Consider the following 15,119-nt stretch of genomic DNA (forward strand, 5'->3'; position numbering starts at 1 on the left):
CAGCGGGTTCGACGAAGGAGATACATCATGCGTGCAGACAAAATGATTTTACAAGTTAAGGTGTATAACAGCTATTACAAGACGTTCGAGGAAGGCAATGTTGCTATACTTGACGGCAAGTTTATGTATATCGGTCAGCGTGGCCTAGAGTCGTTTGAAGTGAATGAAATTGTGGAAGGACACGGGAAATATATGATTCCCGGCCTGATCGACATTCATCTGCATATCGAGAGTACAATGGTGACACCGGCAACCTTTTCCTATGGGCTCATTCGTAATGGGGTAACGACGATTGTACCGGAACCGCACGAAATGGCGAATGTTTTCGGATTGGAAGGCATTCAGGAAATGATGACGGCCAGCAAGGGGTGCGTAGCTGATATGTTCTATGGCATTCCAAGCTCGGTCCCGGCAACACCCCTGGAGACCTCGGGTGGGGATATTGATATTCCTGAGATTGAAACACTGTTGCAAACCGGTGAGATGATCTGCCTGGGTGAAATTATGAACTATGTGGATGTGATTCGTGACCCGGAGAGCAAGACCAATCGCATTTTACGCCATGTTCGTGAGCATTACCCGGAGCTGATCATTGAAGGGCATACGCCGCAGTTGCTTGATCTGGACCTGCATCAGTTGGTCTACGCGGGAATTGGCTCGGATCATACACACCAAAGCATTGAAGGCATGAAGGCGCGTATGGCTGCGGGGATGTTCATCGAGATTCAGGAAAAATCCATGACCCCTGAAGTGATGGAGTATTTGATTCAGGAAGACGTGGCGCAGCATTTTTGCTTTGTAACGGACGATGTGATGCCGGATTCCTTCGTAGAGTGTGGGCATCTGAACCATATTGTAAGCAAAGCAATCGGGATGGGCATGAAGCCTGAGGATGCGATCTATGCAGCTACGTTCACGCCTGCGACACGGATGCGTATGCACGACCGGGGCACGATAGCGCCGGGGAAAATAGCTGATTTTGTATTGTTGTCCGACCTGAACCATTTTGAAGTAGAACGGGTGTACAAGGATGGGCAAAAGGTATTCGATAAATTTGAGGAGTATCATCAAGAGTCGTTAAGCTGCAGTTTTCCACCTCATTTTTACCAAAGTGTGAAGCTCAATCCGCTCACGGAGCAGGATTTTACTGTAGAGCTGGATGTAGCGGATGGCACACATCAATGTCGTATTATGATGGTCAAGGACGGATCGACCTTTACGAGCGAACGAATTGCACCTGAGCAAGTGGCGAATGGTGAGCTGATGTGGGAACAGAGTGAACACGGGCTTATCGCTACTTTTGAGCGGTATGGCAAGAACGGTAACCGGGCCTACGGTTTGATCGGGGGAGACACGATTAAGCGCGGGGCGGTAGCAACCACGTATTCGCACGATAATCATAACTTGCTGGTCGTGGGGCATAACAAGCGGGATATGGTATTGGCCGCGAATACGGTTCTTTCTAGCCAAGGCGGATTTTGTGTGGTTGAAAATGGAAAGGTGCTGTCCCATCTGCCGTTAACCGTAGGCGGGATTTTAACAGAAGGACCGCTGGAAATGGTAGCGGCCCATGTGAAGGAGCTGCGTTCTGCCTTGCTGTCGCTTGGCTATCGCCATTACAATCCAATCATGTCGCTGAGCACTCATTCTTTACCTGTCAGCCCGGCTTTGAAAATTACGGATCACGGCCTGATTGATGTAAACGCAGGCAAGATTGTACCCTTGATTGTGGACCCTTTGGAGATAAAAGAATAATAGTAGAGCCGATCCTCTTGCGGGTCGGCTCTTTTTTGAAGGATTTGATACTTCACGTAATCTTCATGATTAAGGCCTAATAAGCTCTTGCAAATAACTGAGCTAGTGTTATAATTAAAACAGGATTTAGATTAAGTCTAAATTAATTACTAAGTATTTATTGGAATCACGCATGAGATGTACAGGTTAACCAAACACTAATGTCAACGGGATTCAAGGCTTCACTCCAACTATACTATTGATGATCATGAGAGGGGAATTACACATGAGTACATTAAATCACACGAACGTTCAACCTACACAAGAGGCTATTCAAGAATTGCATAAGGCTTTGAACCGTCAGGTAGCTACCTGGTCGGTGTTGTACACGAAGCTGCATTATTTCCACTGGTACGTAAAAGGACCTCACTTCTTCACATTGCATGCTAAATTTGAGGAGCTTTATAATGAAGCGACAGCTAATCTGGACACTATTGCTGAACGTTTGCTGGCTATTGGCGGCCGTCCGGCTGCTACCTTGAAGGAGCACTTGCAACTGTCAGCCATTCAGGAATCCGCAGGTGAGCAGACAGCCGACGATATGGTGAAATCCGTGGTTGCGGATTTCAAAACCATCACGACTGAGCTGACTAACGGCATGGAAGCAGCGGATGCGGCACATGACAAAGCGACAGAGGATCTTCTTAATGGTCTGAGAGAAACGATGGATAAACATATCTGGATGCTTAGCGCATATTTGGGATAAGCTTCTGGGAGGGATTCCCACGGATATGAAGATCAGGTGAACAAGACACTCATCCCGTTGGTTCCAGACCGCCACTGGAGTATAATGACGGATAGGCGTGAAAGAAACGGGCTCATAAGTATAGAGAGCTGCCGGGATGGGGTATACGTATGGAAGTAAAGCAACAGCTTTTGCGTGAAGCAGAACAGTTTATATATACATGCTATGAGGAGCTGGGCCGAAGCTGTGAAGAAGCGGAGGCCCGGCTTCTTGATATTCGTCATGACATTGAAACTACAGGAACGTATGATCATACCTATGATGAGCTGGAGCATGGGGCACAGATGGCTTGGCGTAACAGCAATCGTTGTATCGGTCGTTTGTTTTGGGACAAGCTTCTGGTAAGGGATGCCCGCGAGGCTTCGAGTATGGCAGAAGTCGTCCATGAGTTAGGTGAGCATATACGCATAGGCACAAATGGCGGTAAAATCAAGCCGACGCTTACCGTGTTTCGCTCGTCCAAGCCGGGCCAACCGGATATTCGCATTTGGAACCATCAATTGATTCGATATGCTGGCTATGAGACCGCTGAAGGGGTGATCGGGGACCCGATCTCGGTTGAATTCACAAATGCGTGCCGCCGCATGGGCTGGCAAGGAGCGATGACTCCCTTTGATGTATTGCCGCTGGTTGTGGAAGCAGGTGGACAGCCTCCCGAGCTGTTTGATATTCCCAAATATCTGGTATATGAGGTACCTATTGAACACCCGGAACTTCCGGGGTTGGCTTCGCTGGGTTTGCGCTGGTATGCCGTGCCTATGATTTCGGACATGACGCTGGAAATTGGCGGTATTATCTATACGGCAGCTCCTTTTAACGGCTGGTATATGGGGACAGAGATTGGTGCGCGTAATTTTGCCGATACCTTCCGTTATAATATGCTACCGCAGGTAGCTGAGCTGATGGGGCTGGATACTACCAGCGAAACGACATTATGGCGTGATCGGGCGCTGGTGGAGCTGAACAGTGCGGCGCTCTATTCTTTTAAAAAAGCGGGAGTCAGCATTGTCGATCACCATACGGCAGCTGCACAATTCCGGCTGTTTGAGGAACGGGAAGCCCAGGTGGGGCGTGCGCTCACAGGCGATTGGACATGGCTGATCCCACCGTTATCTCCGGCGACCACGCATATTTTTCACAGTTCCTACGATAATCGGCTTGTAAAGCCCAATTTTGGAGTACAAGAGAAGCCGTATATGCCGATGAAGCCCCAAGGCTGCCCTTTTCATTCTTGATCATGGAAAGCTTTAAGCATCGGAATCGGGTTCCAGCTTATCCCATGCAACGATAAACAGGGTAGCCAGTGGCCCAATCAATAATGAGAGCAAAAACCAGTTTAGCCCGCTCCGGTTTTTGGCCTGTGCCAGACCGGCGTTAATCAGGGCAAGGGTTCCCCAGCCTACGTAATATTGTTCTTGCATGTTGCCCTCCTTTTTTAAAAGGTATAATATCTTACTCTGCAATACATAAACACATTCATTATTTTATATGATCAGAGTATATTCAGCTTTTTCATATCATAAGTTTGAGGAGCGAAACGGAGTTGGAAAGAAATCAGGCAGAGCGCATCGTCGCTGAGCTTTTGCAACGGGCTGATATAGATGGTATGACGGTCAAGCTGGAGAAACGGTTTCCCGGCGGGCGGCTGATTGGGGGCAAATATGCCATAAATGCTCACGCCATTACGATGTATACGGACACGATTGAAACACAATGTATACAGATGTTCGGTAGCGCCGAACGAGTCGAGGAGTACTTTACGGTTGTGCTAGCGCATGAGATTGGGCACGCTGCTGATTCTGAGCTGCTTGATCTTTCCGATGCTTTGGAGCAGGAGAGCGGGTTAGGGACTCGACAACGGCTTGCGCTGCAAATTGAAGAAAACGCATGGAACTATGCGCTCAGATTGGTGCCGGAGATTGAGGAAACGTTTATTTCCGCCGTTATTGACGAGTCCTTGTTGGCCTATCGGGTCCCGGTTATGAAGCAGTCTGGCATTGCATAAGGATGATGATCCGAGAGCCGATAGGCTCGTTTTTTGTGTGGCGAGATCAAACGCGGGTAATTGGAACGATTCAAAGCAGAAGTTTTTTAAGCTGTGACACGCGTCCCTGAGACAATTCGAGCATCTCGGCCAATTCTTTTTGTGAAACATTAGGGTGTTCTTCCATGAGCTGTTTTAGTTTATGCAGGAGTTCAGTCTGATTTCTGTAATTCCTTCTTTTCTTGGGCTGAGCAGAACGTTTTTCGCCTAAATGACTGGAGGGATTATCGCTCTTTAGTTTCTCAATGCAATCGTTGCATATCAGATGATCTCTGAAGTAGCTCAGGTTATCTACGGCACCGCAAAAATAACAAGATACCCCTGTATATTTACGGATCATCAGGCCCTCGGGTGTAATAAAAAAATCAAGGGCATCTCCAATATTGATATTCATAGAATTGCGCAGCTCCTTGGGTAGCACGATGCGCCCCAGATGGTCTAATGGTCGTGTCATTCCTGTATTTTTCATTATTCATTTCCCCTTTCATAAATGCGCTTATCGGTGCAAAAATCGTAGGTTATGTATGTTGTAAAGTACAAAGCGCGTATACTGCAGTTTGAATTGTATTAGCTATGAACAAAAAAGAAGCTCCAGCATGACGAACAATGACGTCTGCCGGAGCGTGGTACAGCCCAATGAATCTAAGATGTCGAGTTAAACTATTGTGGGTTGGTTGTCCAAATACCGGCTACTTTTAATTGAACCCGCGAAGGCAGCTTTAATGCCGCCAATGTCAGATCGGCCATATCTTGTGGCTGAAGCATGCGGTCCTCGTCGCCAATCGGCAAACCTGCATTTGCCGCTAGTTCCGTATTGACTGTGCTTGGAGTCAGCGCGGTGACGCGAATGTTGGATTTGCGAACCTCCTGCATCAGTGCCTCCGTGAAGCCCATCAAAGCAAACTTCGAGGCGCAATACGCCGAGCCTGTCGCAAAGCCCCGTTCCCCTGCTGTGGAGGATACATTAATAATGTTGCCGCTCTGCTGAGCAAGCATGCTCGGAAGAACTGCGTGTGTGACATAATAGGTTCCCAGCAGATTCACGCGGATCATGCGTTCCCACTCTTCGGGGTCCATGTCTGCGACTGTGCCGAATGTAGCAATTCCTGCATTGTTGATCAAAATATCGACAGCGCCCAGCTCATGCTCCAGCGAGGCTACAGCCGCAGCGGCTTGTGCGCGATCGGATATATCCGCGATAGCGCTAACCACCTTCACGCCGTATGTACTCCCCAGCGAATCTTGCAGCTTTTGCAGGTCAGGTAGTGTGCGTGAGATTAATCCCAGGTTGACGCCTTCCTTGGCCAAGGCCTCAGCAATGGCTTTACCAATGCCTTTGGTAGCGCCTGTAATAATGGCTGTTTTATTCTTAAGTTCCATCCAGTCTCCTCCTTATGGCTACATATCATAGTTGTGCACTTAGGCACATGGTTATATTATACTAATTTAATTTCCCTGAACCAAATTTCAACTCCAACCAGGTCACGTAAGTTGCTTTGCTGCGATCTGAAGTGGAAAACTTCTTGCCATGGTCATGTTGGCTTATTTGGAAATAGCAATATTGCCTGAAGTCGTTTCGACCTTCATAACGTTGACACTACCGGGAACGGATTCGGGAGCATCTATGCTTCCGAAATCGGAGCGAACATTATAAATACCTTTAAAATCAGGAGCCTGCTTAATCCTCACATCACCGGAGTGTGAATCGACTTTCAAGTTGGCTGCGGTACGTTGTGCGATATTCGTACTACCGGAGGTCAGGGAAACTTGACCATTGCCGCTATAATCGTAAATTTTGGCATCCCCTGAAGTGAGGTGTAATTCCATATCTGCTGTAACCTGACTAGCCGTAAAATTGCCGGATGTTAACTTGGCGACCAAGCGGGTACTTTGGAGATTTGAAATCTCGGCATTGCCTGAAGTGGCCGTGATGCTTGTATTTTGAATGGAAGCATCCTGTAGTTTTACGTTCCCCGAATGTACATCTGCCTGTAGCCCCTTCAGGGTTTCACCAGCGGGCATCTTTACTGTGATCATTTGTTTCAGCTCAGGAGAGATAGAGAAGAATGCCAGGGAAAGGGGTGGCTCAGATTGAATGAAAAGCTTACTGTTCTCAATTCGGGCATTATGAATCTGGTCGGCTACTTTCGTCTGCACTTCTCCACTCATGCGTATCGTGCCCTGCTCGCCGGAACCGGGAGTAAACACAATAGAGACATCATCGGAGCTATTCACTTTAAGATCCTGTAGCTGTCCACGTGTGAACGTCCATGTTTTATCAATAGCTGTTATTTCCCGCATCGCTTGTTGATTCCATGGAGCACCGTAGGCTATCATCCCGACCACACCGATGATGATACATAGACTCGCTGCAATAAACCATTTTTTATTCATGTTACTCGTTAGCTCCCCTCAGGGTAGTCTGATTCCATTTCGAGTATCGAACTGTACCTCTGACCAGAAGATTCAGAAGGTAGCGTACTCCAGGCAACAGGAATAAGCCAATCCCGGTCAACGTGATGGCAAAAAAGAATTTAGCGGGATAAAAGTTGCCGTTCAGCGCATAATCTGCGACAGCTAGAAGGGGGGCCGTTATGAAGCTGACCGCTGCTACGGCCAATGAAACCCATACTGCCCATAAAGAGGCTAAGACAGGAATGGAAATTAACAAATTAAGAAATAGCAGCCCCAAGAAAGTAAATAGATTGCGTGCGAAGCTTCCCTGGCGAAGCGGAGGAGGAGAGGTATTCCAGAGTGCGTTAGGATCATCCAGCGCTTCGCGAGCGATATCCTCGGGGTTGCCCAGTTCGCTGGCAATTTCGACTTCGCTTTTTCCATTCACCAATCCATAGTCAAAATGCTGACTTAAATCACCAAGCAGCTCATTACGTTCCTCTGCGGGGAGAGGGGAGAGACGTTGCTCCACCTCTGTAAGAAACTGTTTTCTATTCATCGGGATTTCCTTCCTCCAGTAGGCTTGCGACATGATGGACAAACTCATTCCATTCCCGTGTAAGTATTCTTGTGTAATTGCTGCCTGCATCAGTCAGCCGATAATATTTACGCGGGGGTCCCTCGGTCGATTCCTGTAAATAAGTTGTACAGTATCCCTCTGATACCAGACGGCGAAGCAGCGGATATAAAGCTCCTTCGGCTACTTCGATATGACGGGAGACAGCCTGAGCCAGTTCGTAGCCGTAACGGTCCCTGCGCCCAATTAAAACAAGAACGCACAGTTCCAGCACCCCTTTTTTGAATTGGATGTTCACATTCATGATGAGCGGTGCTCCCTTCCTGGATGTTATCATTGCTTCATAGGTGTCGTTTGGAGTATGGGGGAGAAATGTGTGCTTGAGCATAAATTAGTTCAGGTACTAATCATAAATCAGTAGTCAGGTATAATTTAACATCATGTACTGATTAATGCAAGGTACTAAAAATTTAAAAATAGATCTACGGGCTCATTTTAGGAGTTTTCTTTTGCTTTTAGAGTCATAAGATAGGGAATGCTGTTGAAAAAAGTATTTTTATTTAGAAATACGCCGAATCCTGGGGAATTTGCGGAAAGGGGCCCGCTTTAATTTCATTCATTAGGATGTTAAATTGTAAAATAAAAGGTTCCATAGAGTTGAAGATCATTTCTTATGAAAAGGATGGGGCGAAGAATGAATTGGGAACGCTGGTATATGGAGCTGGATCAGGATGATGAGACTTGGGATGTATCGGAGGAAATCGTGCTTCGGGGCGCGATGCAGCTCCATTTTTGCGGACAGGACTCAGAGGTGGAGATAGAGTTTATGGTGTCCGCCGATTCCGAGGAAGAAGCTCAGGCCATAAGAGAACCTAAGCAGGATCAAAAAAAGACATGGGAGCAATATATGGCACATGGGTCCGACATTCATCCTCATGTGCTGGAAGCGATACATCATTACTATTCAGGTATAGTGGAAAAGTACCGGAATGCTTATATCACGTGGGGAGAAAATCCGGATGAATATGCGCCCTACGTGAAGGATTCGGCACAATTACTGGAATGGCTACAGCTCGTGTCTATACTGGTTCCTGACTCAATAGAAGAGGATGAGCTGTACTTGAATTTTAGCTGTTCATGGGATAGAGAGCATGGCTTGGGTGTGCATCTGAAGCAGGGACAACCCGAGCATATTCAAGGAGCTTATACATTATATGATTTGGAATAGAATCCCCTTCCGGCTTGCAGGGATAAAAGGGTCCAGGAAGGGGATAGGTATAGAAATTAGCTGGATACAGTCAACGAATCTCTGGCAGCTTGAGCGGCCAGCGTTTTGCCTGCAGGGAAGCCATGCCGGAGCACATGTTGAAGGTTTTCGCCATCATCATGTACAAAATCCAAACCTAATCCCTGTACCGGGAGCGTGGACAGGTGCTCATAATGATCCAGACTGCCAAAGTAGGTTTGCAGCACGATATTTAAGGATGGAGCAGCCTTGGACAAGGCTTCATAAGCCTCCTGAATAATGTCCAAATCCTTACGATCATAGCCTTTGGACAGGGCAACGAACGAATAAGGACCGATCAGGACGATAGTTGAACCGTTCCGGCACCAGACCGAACATCACGGATGCAAAAAAAGACAAGCCCTCCCATAGGGAAAGGACTCGTCTTAGGGCATAACAACTCATGCGAGTATAACATCGCCTCAGGCTAATGTAACGGTAGATCCTGCCAGAATGCTGGCCTGCACATCAACCAGTCGCTGATTGCGGCTGCCTCGGAAGGGAAGGGTCAGATCCTTTTGCTGTTCTACAAAAGGACCGTCCACAATCACATCGCACAGCAGTGCCAACTCCCGCCGGGCCTGATCCGTAAGCAGTTCTTCGTAGACGAAGCCCGTATAGGCCCACACGGTTCGGTCAGGGCAGGCTGCGCGGAAGTCGCGTACAAACTGCGAGCATTCCGCTGCCGAGAAAAAGGGGTCTCCGCCGCAAAGGGTTAACCCGTCCAGCAATGGATTATCGGCGATGTCACGGATAACCTCCTGCTGCCGCTCCGGTGTGAACGGTTCGCCTGTACGGAAGCTCCAGGATGCCGGATTGAAGCAGCCGGGGCAGGCATGGCGGCAACCGCTAATGAACACAACGGTGCGCAGGCCGTGTCCTTCGTTCAGAGATTCCGGAATGTAGCCGCATAAATTCACCGATGCTTCACCCGGTCACGTACCTCAGCCTGTTTCGCAGCGTTGAAGCGGACGGTATAATCACCTGTCAGATATCCGGTTACCCGGCGCAAGCGCTGAAAATGCGTATGTTCTTCATCAGCACCGCAATGGGGACAGCTTGTCCCGATAATGCCCTCATAGCCGCATTCCGGACAGCGATCTACGGGATGATTAATGGAGAAGTACCCAATGTTTTGATGAAGCGCATATTGTACAATTTTAAGAAACGCCTCCGGGTTATTCCGCGCATTGCCATCCAGCTCAATGTACGAAATCGCGCCAGCGTTGCACAGGTTATGAAATGGGGCTTCGAGGCTGATTTTACGGGCAGCCGGAAGCGTGTAATACACAGGAATGTGAAAAGAATTCGTGTAATATTCACGATCATTCACACCGGGAATGACTCCGAAATCACGCTGATCCAGCAACGTGAATTTGCCGGATAGACCCTCGGCAGGCGTAGCGAACAGCGTAATATTAAGGTTATGCAATTCACTCATCCGGTCGCAGTAGACACGCATGGAAGCTATGACTCGTTGTGCCTCGCGGTATACAGCGTCATCCTCCCCGTGGTGTTTGCCGTACAGTGCCTTCATGCACTCAGCTAACCCGATGAATCCGATGGAAAGCGTACCGTGCTTTAGTATGCTTCCCACCTCTTCATCCGGCTCCAGCTCTTCTCCGCCTTCCCATACTCCTTCGCGCATCATAAAGTCTGAGGCTTTTGCCGGCTGGCTGGTCTGTATATGATAGCGATGGATCAGTCCGTCCACGGCAATGCGCATAACCTCTTCCAGTCTGGTATCAAAGCCGTCCCGGTCAGGTGCCTTGCGCTTGCCTGTGCAAATGCCGTACTCAATGCCAAGACGCACCAGATTAATTGTATTGAATGAGAGGTTACCCTTTCCGCTCTGACGGTTTCTGCCAAAACGGTCAGCAATGGTGCGGGTACGGCAGCCCATCGTCGCAATAATGGTATCCGGATCATCTGCGCGGTAATAGGGCAGGTTGAAGGTAGCATCCACATTGACAAAATTGGGATACATACGTTTGCTGGAGCATTCTACTGCCCGCAGGAACAAGTCATAGTTAATATCGCCTTCGGCCTGATTGATCCCTTTTTTGCATTGGAAAATATGCTGTGGAAAAACAGGGGTTTCCCCGCTGCCCAAGCCACGAATAGTGGCCTCCAGCAACGATTGCGTAACAAGCCGCCCCTCAGCAGAAGTACACATGCCGTAATTCAGTGATGTGAACGGAATTTGTCCGCCTGCCCGACTGCTCATGGTGTTCAGGTTGTGAATAAGTGATTCGGCGGCCTGCCGGGTTTCCGTCTCCGTTTCTTCGCGTGCGAATGCGTATGAACGAGGGCAGATCTCATGTAATAGGCTGTTGGCTATATGTAATTCGTCATCAGGCAGGGCAGGCTCTATTCCTTCTCCGAACAGACGGAGTCCCTTGCGCAGATGCTTGCGGAAGGACCGGGCCACGAAAGGAGCAAGGTCCCAGTCTATTTTATTGGCAGAAACGCCTCCAAATTGGCTGTTTTGCTGAGACTGAAATATGATAGCCACCAGTGCCATAGCAGACATAATAGTTTGTGGTGTGCGCACAGAGCCGTTGCCTGTATTAAAACCATCTCGCAACAAGCGACCAAAAGGAATAAAGATACAGTTCGTAGTCCCGAGCGCATATTGGTCCAAATCGTGAACATACACATATCCGTGGTCGATAGCGTCTGTCAGTTCAGGCGGAAGCACACGCAGTCGCGAATACCACTTAGCGTACTCGGAGCCGAGCTTGCTCATTTTGCCGCTGAACGATTCTCCATTCAAATTTGCATTCTCCCGTAGCGTGTCCAAATCTTGTGCCCCAATGACCCGCTCGCCGATGTCGTATAATTGATGTTCCTCCAACACCTTCATCGCAAAACCCTCCATATAGTAAAATATATATTTTTCTCCCAAAAACAATATATTGACAATATCGTGTACAAACCAATTGTTTCAGTCTATATATTGTATATGCGGATGAATAGAGCGTATGTGATTATTGTCACGTCGATAGGGAGGAGAAAGCACAAAAAAGCCAGGTGGAAAGTCAGGAACACATTAACGAATACGCTCCTTACTCTACACCTGACGATCGAATATTTGACGGAAAACAATATGAGGACAGATCCATTGGATCTGAGTATGTGTTGTAATAAATTACTGGATCATTTAAAGCAGCTTTTTCAACTGGGACACCCGGCCTTGTGAGATATTGAGCATTTCGGCATATATCTTTTGCGGCAGGTTGGGATGTTCCTGAATCAGCTTTCGGAGCTTTTTTACCATTTCTCCTTGCTGCACTCTGGATTGTTTGGGCTGCCAGGTTGTATGGTTATGAACCGGCTTGCTATGTTCTTGAGCCTGGATGGCTTCGGTGCTGGTGGGATGTACATTTTCCTCTGTCTTTAATACCTGAATGCAATCGGCGCAAATAAAGCTATCACGAAAATAAGTCAAATGATCAACTGCGCCGCAAAATTTGCAGGCTACACCTGTATATTTCCTTAATACAAAGCCTTCTTCATTCACGAAAAATTCGAGCGAATCACCAATATTGATATCCATCGTGGTGCGCATTTCCTTGGGAAGCACGATTCGCCCCAATTGATCCAGAGGCCGTGTCATTCCGGTATTTTTCATAAGTTCTTCCTCCTTCAATTATATATATCCTGATTATACCAAAAAATATTATTTTTTGCTTTATTTATTGAAGAAAATATACAATTTTTTTATGCATTTATCATATACCTTCACTCGTATTGTCGGGGTACTCCTTTTTTTCGTTATGATATATTAAAACGCTTTCATGCACCTTTTCATCATATTTTGATTGGGATAAGGAGATGACGGATATGAGTCATGAAACAATGGATTTAGAATATCTTTTTCAAAATCCGAAGATTCATCCGAAAAGCCTTTTACAGAAGGCAAAGCCCAGTCTATGATGACCTCTTACAACCTGATTAATGGGACACCTGCTACGTTGTATCACGGTGTTAACGATATTGTCAGGGACGAATGGGGAATGGACGGCTTTGTGGTCAGTGATGCCGGTGATGTGATGGGAATCGTAAAGGATAGCGCCCGATACGAACGATAGCTCTGTCACTGGAGGTACTGTCAACTCTCTTGCTACACTTGATGCCACGGATACTCTGAATGTGTGGGTGGACATTACGAATCAGAGCAGGTTTGCCGGAGAAGAGGTCGTACAATTATATGTACGGTCCGGGGCCTCGCGGGTCAAGCGACCGTTGAAGACGCTTTGCGGATTTCAGCGTATTTGTCTGGAGCCGGGCGAGACGCGAACGATTACATTTACGGTTCGGGTAAAGGACTGGGCAATTTGGGATGTCACGCGGGATCGCTATTGTGTTGAATCAGGCGAATATACATTGCTGGCAGGCGCTTTTATTACAGCGGATTCCGGCCTCAAGCTTGAACTTGCTTCTGACTTCACGTACAATGCATTCAACGAAGTTTCTACAGCTTAGGGGTGTCATTTCATTTGAATAGTGAGAAAAGACTACGCACCGCAACGCCCAAATGGCTTGGAGTCGCGGTCAAGGCGCTTGTCTATTTGGAAAAGCATGGAGAGCTCTGTGCCAGCGGTTCCATTGCCCGCTCCATTGACTGCGAAGTAACCTTGGTGCGCAGGGTGCTGACGCGACTTGTACAGGCAGATTTAATTGCGGCACGCGAAGGCCGCGAGGGGGGCTATGTGCTTACCCGCTCGGCAGATCATATTACACTCGCCGATATATACCACGCCATTGAAATATGCGATCCCATTTTTCCTGGCATGATGCATGAGCCGCAGAGCAGCCCTTTTTGCGAGGATTTGGCGACAGCCGTATCGGAAATTGTAGCCGAAAGCGAACGCCGGATGCTGGAAGTATGGGAATCCCATACCCTGGCTTCGCTTGCCAAGCGTACCACGCTGGTGGTAGGCGGCTGCCATCGTGAAGGCAAGGATGCCAAGGCTTCTTCCAAAGGGGATTAACACATTTTTTTCAAAACGGATAATAGCCGATACGACTCTTCCGAGAGAGGGTTGTATCGGCTATTTCTGTAGAGTTATACCTGATAGGAGCAGACCCGATTACGCCCTGTATTTTTAGCTTCGTATAGTGCTTTATCCGCCTGTTCCAGCAGAGCCGCCCCGGACATATCCCCCCCGGTATCGGGAAAGGTCGTTACGCCGATAGAGACCGTGATTTTGAGTACAAGCCCGTCCGACAAAACGAACTCGTACTGATCTACCGCGCCAAGGATCTGATTCGCTATGCGTAACGCTTGCTGGAAAGCACAATTCGGCAGAAGTACGGTGAATTCCTCCCCGCCGCTGCGGGTTACCACATCAGAGGAGCGACATTTGTCCATCAAAATCTGACCTAGCTGACGCAGCACCGCATCCCCGGCCGCATGACCGTAGGTATCGTTCACTTCCTTAAAATGATCAATATCCAATACAAGTACAGATAGATGCTCATGACGCTGACGAGCTTGGGGAAGCTTCTCTTCCAACGACAATTCAAGCTGTCTCCTGTTGCTTAGATTCGTGAGATGGTCTGTAAAGGAGGTATGCTCCAGACGAAGTAACAGCTCATTGGACGTGTTGATGGACTCGGCAATGAGATACAGGAGACATCCGCCGACCATGGAAATGAAGAACTGTAGCGGATAAACGCGCAGAACATCATAGATATCGTCCAAATTGATCAGGAGAGAGCAGAAGATTATCCCCAAGGCAAAAACATTCATGGTTATAAGCTTCAATAAACGTGACCAGGACAGACGTGACAGCAGAGCGCATCCCAGACCGATAAGTATCATGAAAATCGCGCTGACGATGGCTTGCTTGGTTACACCAAACAGCAATAATCTGCCCACACACAAACAAAGGGTAGCTATGAGCGCTGCCGGACCGCCAATGTATGTTGCGGTAGCTACAATGGCCAGATGGCGAAGATCGGCAATGGTATTAAATCCGACTGGAATCGAGTAGTACATGATTACAATGCCGTAGCCACCAAATAGAGCGCCACCGATCCAATGAGCCTTGCATGATGAATTTTGGAGACATATTTTATATCTTTGCGATATGAGACCGGTTATGTACAGAAAGGTGACAAGGATGCAGGTATTTACAAAAAACGTACTAAACAAGATGCTAACCCTCCCGAGAGGCATATTACTTCATTTTATCAAAAAAAATGTCATTAAGCTTGAAAATGAAGAACTTTATTGAAATTTATTACGCTGACGGGGCTTATAACGTTTCGT

16 protein-coding genes and 3 pseudogenes are annotated in these 15,119 nt (G+C 47.7%); 8 read left to right on the forward strand and 11 right to left on the reverse strand.

Annotated features, from left to right (window positions below):
- Positions 1-27 precede the first annotated feature (27 nt).
- From L696_RS0112605 to L696_RS0112615, 3 genes are all read left to right on the forward strand, one after another.
- Positions 28-1,755 (forward strand): adenine deaminase C-terminal domain-containing protein, encoded by a 1,728-nt coding sequence (locus L696_RS0112605; RefSeq protein WP_025683949.1) that lies wholly within the window; start codon positions 28-30, stop codon positions 1,753-1,755.
- Between the two features lie 265 nt (positions 1,756-2,020).
- Entirely contained in the window at positions 2,021-2,500 is a 480-nt protein-coding gene (locus tag L696_RS0112610; protein WP_025683950.1) for a Dps family protein, read from the forward strand.
- A 149-nt stretch (positions 2,501-2,649) separates the two neighbouring features.
- Positions 2,650-3,774, forward strand: coding sequence for a nitric oxide synthase oxygenase (locus L696_RS0112615; RefSeq protein ID WP_025683951.1), 1,125 nt, complete (start codon positions 2,650-2,652; stop codon positions 3,772-3,774).
- A 12-nt stretch (positions 3,775-3,786) separates the two neighbouring features.
- Here L696_RS0112615 and L696_RS31200 read toward each other — a convergent pair whose 3' ends face one another.
- Complete coding sequence (locus L696_RS31200) at positions 3,787-3,960, reverse strand: hypothetical protein (RefSeq protein WP_162833914.1); 174 nt, start codon at positions 3,958-3,960, stop codon at positions 3,787-3,789.
- A 122-nt stretch (positions 3,961-4,082) separates the two neighbouring features.
- Here L696_RS31200 and L696_RS0112625 point away from each other — a divergent pair, with 122 nt between their 5' ends.
- A complete protein-coding gene (locus L696_RS0112625) occupies positions 4,083-4,544 on the forward strand; it encodes a hypothetical protein (RefSeq protein ID WP_025683952.1) in 462 nt (153 codons plus the stop codon).
- Positions 4,545-4,614: 70 nt separating this feature from the next.
- Here the strand turns inward: L696_RS0112625 and L696_RS0112630 are convergent, their stop codons facing one another.
- The 5 genes from L696_RS0112630 to L696_RS0112650 all read right to left on the reverse strand — a co-directional run bounded on the left by L696_RS0112630 (position 4,615) and on the right by L696_RS0112650 (position 7,858).
- Entirely contained in the window at positions 4,615-5,052 is a 438-nt protein-coding gene (locus L696_RS0112630) for an AbrB/MazE/SpoVT family DNA-binding domain-containing protein (protein WP_025683953.1), read from the reverse strand.
- 191 nt (positions 5,053-5,243) lie between these two features.
- Complete coding sequence (locus tag L696_RS0112635) at positions 5,244-5,963, reverse strand: 3-ketoacyl-ACP reductase (protein ID WP_025683954.1); 720 nt, start codon at positions 5,961-5,963, stop codon at positions 5,244-5,246.
- 162 nt (positions 5,964-6,125) lie between these two features.
- Complete coding sequence (locus tag L696_RS0112640) at positions 6,126-6,977, reverse strand: DUF4097 family beta strand repeat-containing protein (protein WP_025683955.1); 852 nt, start codon at positions 6,975-6,977, stop codon at positions 6,126-6,128.
- 1 nt (position 6,978) lies between these two features.
- A complete protein-coding gene (locus tag L696_RS0112645) occupies positions 6,979-7,536 on the reverse strand; it encodes a DUF1700 domain-containing protein (protein ID WP_025683956.1) in 558 nt (185 codons plus the stop codon).
- Complete coding sequence (locus L696_RS0112650) at positions 7,529-7,858, reverse strand: PadR family transcriptional regulator (protein ID WP_014278596.1); 330 nt, start codon at positions 7,856-7,858, stop codon at positions 7,529-7,531. The genes L696_RS0112645 and L696_RS0112650 overlap by 8 nt, the downstream gene beginning before the upstream one ends.
- 390 nt (positions 7,859-8,248) lie before the next feature.
- Here L696_RS0112650 and L696_RS0112655 point away from each other — a divergent pair, with 390 nt between their 5' ends.
- On the forward strand, positions 8,249-8,782 hold the full coding sequence (locus L696_RS0112655; RefSeq protein ID WP_025683957.1) for a DUF6985 domain-containing protein: 534 nt from the start codon (positions 8,249-8,251) through the stop codon (positions 8,780-8,782).
- Positions 8,783-8,874: 92 nt separating this feature from the next.
- On the opposite strand, the pseudogene L696_RS0112660 reads toward L696_RS0112655, so the two are convergent.
- From L696_RS0112660 to L696_RS0112675, 4 genes and pseudogenes are all read right to left on the reverse strand, one after another.
- Positions 8,875-9,144 (reverse strand): annotated as a pseudogene (locus L696_RS0112660) (5-methyltetrahydropteroyltriglutamate--homocysteine S-methyltransferase); the annotation flags it as partial.
- A gap of 117 nt (positions 9,145-9,261) precedes the next feature.
- Complete coding sequence (gene nrdG / locus L696_RS0112665; protein ID WP_025683959.1) at positions 9,262-9,759, reverse strand: anaerobic ribonucleoside-triphosphate reductase activating protein; 498 nt, start codon at positions 9,757-9,759, stop codon at positions 9,262-9,264.
- Positions 9,756-11,705 carry an anaerobic ribonucleoside triphosphate reductase gene (locus L696_RS0112670; RefSeq protein WP_025683960.1) on the reverse strand — a complete coding sequence of 650 codons (1,950 nt, stop codon included), beginning with the start codon at positions 11,703-11,705 and terminating at the stop codon, positions 9,756-9,758. Before L696_RS0112670 ends, nrdG begins: the two co-directional genes overlap by 4 nt.
- A 297-nt stretch (positions 11,706-12,002) precedes the next feature.
- Positions 12,003-12,473: an AbrB/MazE/SpoVT family DNA-binding domain-containing protein gene (locus L696_RS0112675; RefSeq protein ID WP_025683961.1), complete on the reverse strand. Its 471-nt coding sequence runs from the start codon at positions 12,471-12,473 to the stop codon at positions 12,003-12,005.
- Between the two features lie 268 nt (positions 12,474-12,741).
- Between L696_RS0112675 and L696_RS29540 the strand changes: the two are divergent.
- The 3 genes and pseudogenes from L696_RS29540 to L696_RS0112695 all read left to right on the forward strand — a co-directional run.
- Positions 12,742-12,924, forward strand: a pseudogene (locus L696_RS29540) (glycoside hydrolase family 3 N-terminal domain-containing protein); the annotation flags it as partial.
- Between the two features lie 28 nt (positions 12,925-12,952).
- Positions 12,953-13,243, forward strand: a pseudogene (locus L696_RS0112690) (fibronectin type III-like domain-contianing protein); the annotation flags it as partial.
- A 98-nt stretch (positions 13,244-13,341) separates the two neighbouring features.
- Positions 13,342-13,836: an RrF2 family transcriptional regulator gene (locus L696_RS0112695; RefSeq protein WP_025683963.1), complete on the forward strand. Its 495-nt coding sequence runs from the start codon at positions 13,342-13,344 to the stop codon at positions 13,834-13,836.
- A 74-nt stretch (positions 13,837-13,910) separates the two neighbouring features.
- Here L696_RS0112695 and L696_RS0112700 read toward each other — a convergent pair whose 3' ends face one another.
- Positions 13,911-15,002: a diguanylate cyclase gene (locus L696_RS0112700; RefSeq protein ID WP_025683964.1), complete on the reverse strand. Its 1,092-nt coding sequence runs from the start codon at positions 15,000-15,002 to the stop codon at positions 13,911-13,913.
- Positions 15,003-15,119 lie beyond the last annotated feature (117 nt).

The organism is Paenibacillus maysiensis (genome assembly GCF_000520815.1).
In the GTDB taxonomy this organism is placed as follows: Bacteria; Bacillota; Bacilli; order Paenibacillales; family Paenibacillaceae; genus Paenibacillus; species Paenibacillus maysiensis.

Bases quoted from the DNA above. Each gene is read 5' to 3' on its own strand.
- L696_RS0112605 (WP_025683949.1), top strand. From the start codon at position 28: ATGCGTGCAGACAAAATGATTTTACAAGTTAAGGTGTATAACAGCTAT.
- L696_RS0112610 (WP_025683950.1), top strand. From the start codon at position 2,021: ATGAGTACATTAAATCACACGAACGTTCAACCTACACAAGAGGCTATT.
- L696_RS0112615 (WP_025683951.1), top strand. From the start codon at position 2,650: ATGGAAGTAAAGCAACAGCTTTTGCGTGAAGCAGAACAGTTTATATAT.
- L696_RS31200 (WP_162833914.1), bottom strand. From the start codon at position 3,960: ATGCAAGAACAATATTACGTAGGCTGGGGAACCCTTGCCCTGATTAAC.
- L696_RS0112630 (WP_025683953.1), bottom strand. From the start codon at position 5,052: ATGAAAAATACAGGAATGACACGACCATTAGACCATCTGGGGCGCATC.
- L696_RS0112635 (WP_025683954.1), bottom strand. From the start codon at position 5,963: ATGGAACTTAAGAATAAAACAGCCATTATTACAGGCGCTACCAAAGGC.
- L696_RS0112640 (WP_025683955.1), bottom strand. From the start codon at position 6,977: ATGAATAAAAAATGGTTTATTGCAGCGAGTCTATGTATCATCATCGGT.
- L696_RS0112645 (WP_025683956.1), bottom strand. From the start codon at position 7,536: ATGAATAGAAAACAGTTTCTTACAGAGGTGGAGCAACGTCTCTCCCCT.
- L696_RS0112650 (WP_014278596.1), bottom strand. From the start codon at position 7,858: ATGAATGTGAACATCCAATTCAAAAAAGGGGTGCTGGAACTGTGCGTT.
- L696_RS0112655 (WP_025683957.1), top strand. From the start codon at position 8,249: ATGAATTGGGAACGCTGGTATATGGAGCTGGATCAGGATGATGAGACT.
- L696_RS0112670 (WP_025683960.1), bottom strand. From the start codon at position 11,705: ATGAAGGTGTTGGAGGAACATCAATTATACGACATCGGCGAGCGGGTC.
- L696_RS0112675 (WP_025683961.1), bottom strand. From the start codon at position 12,473: ATGAAAAATACCGGAATGACACGGCCTCTGGATCAATTGGGGCGAATC.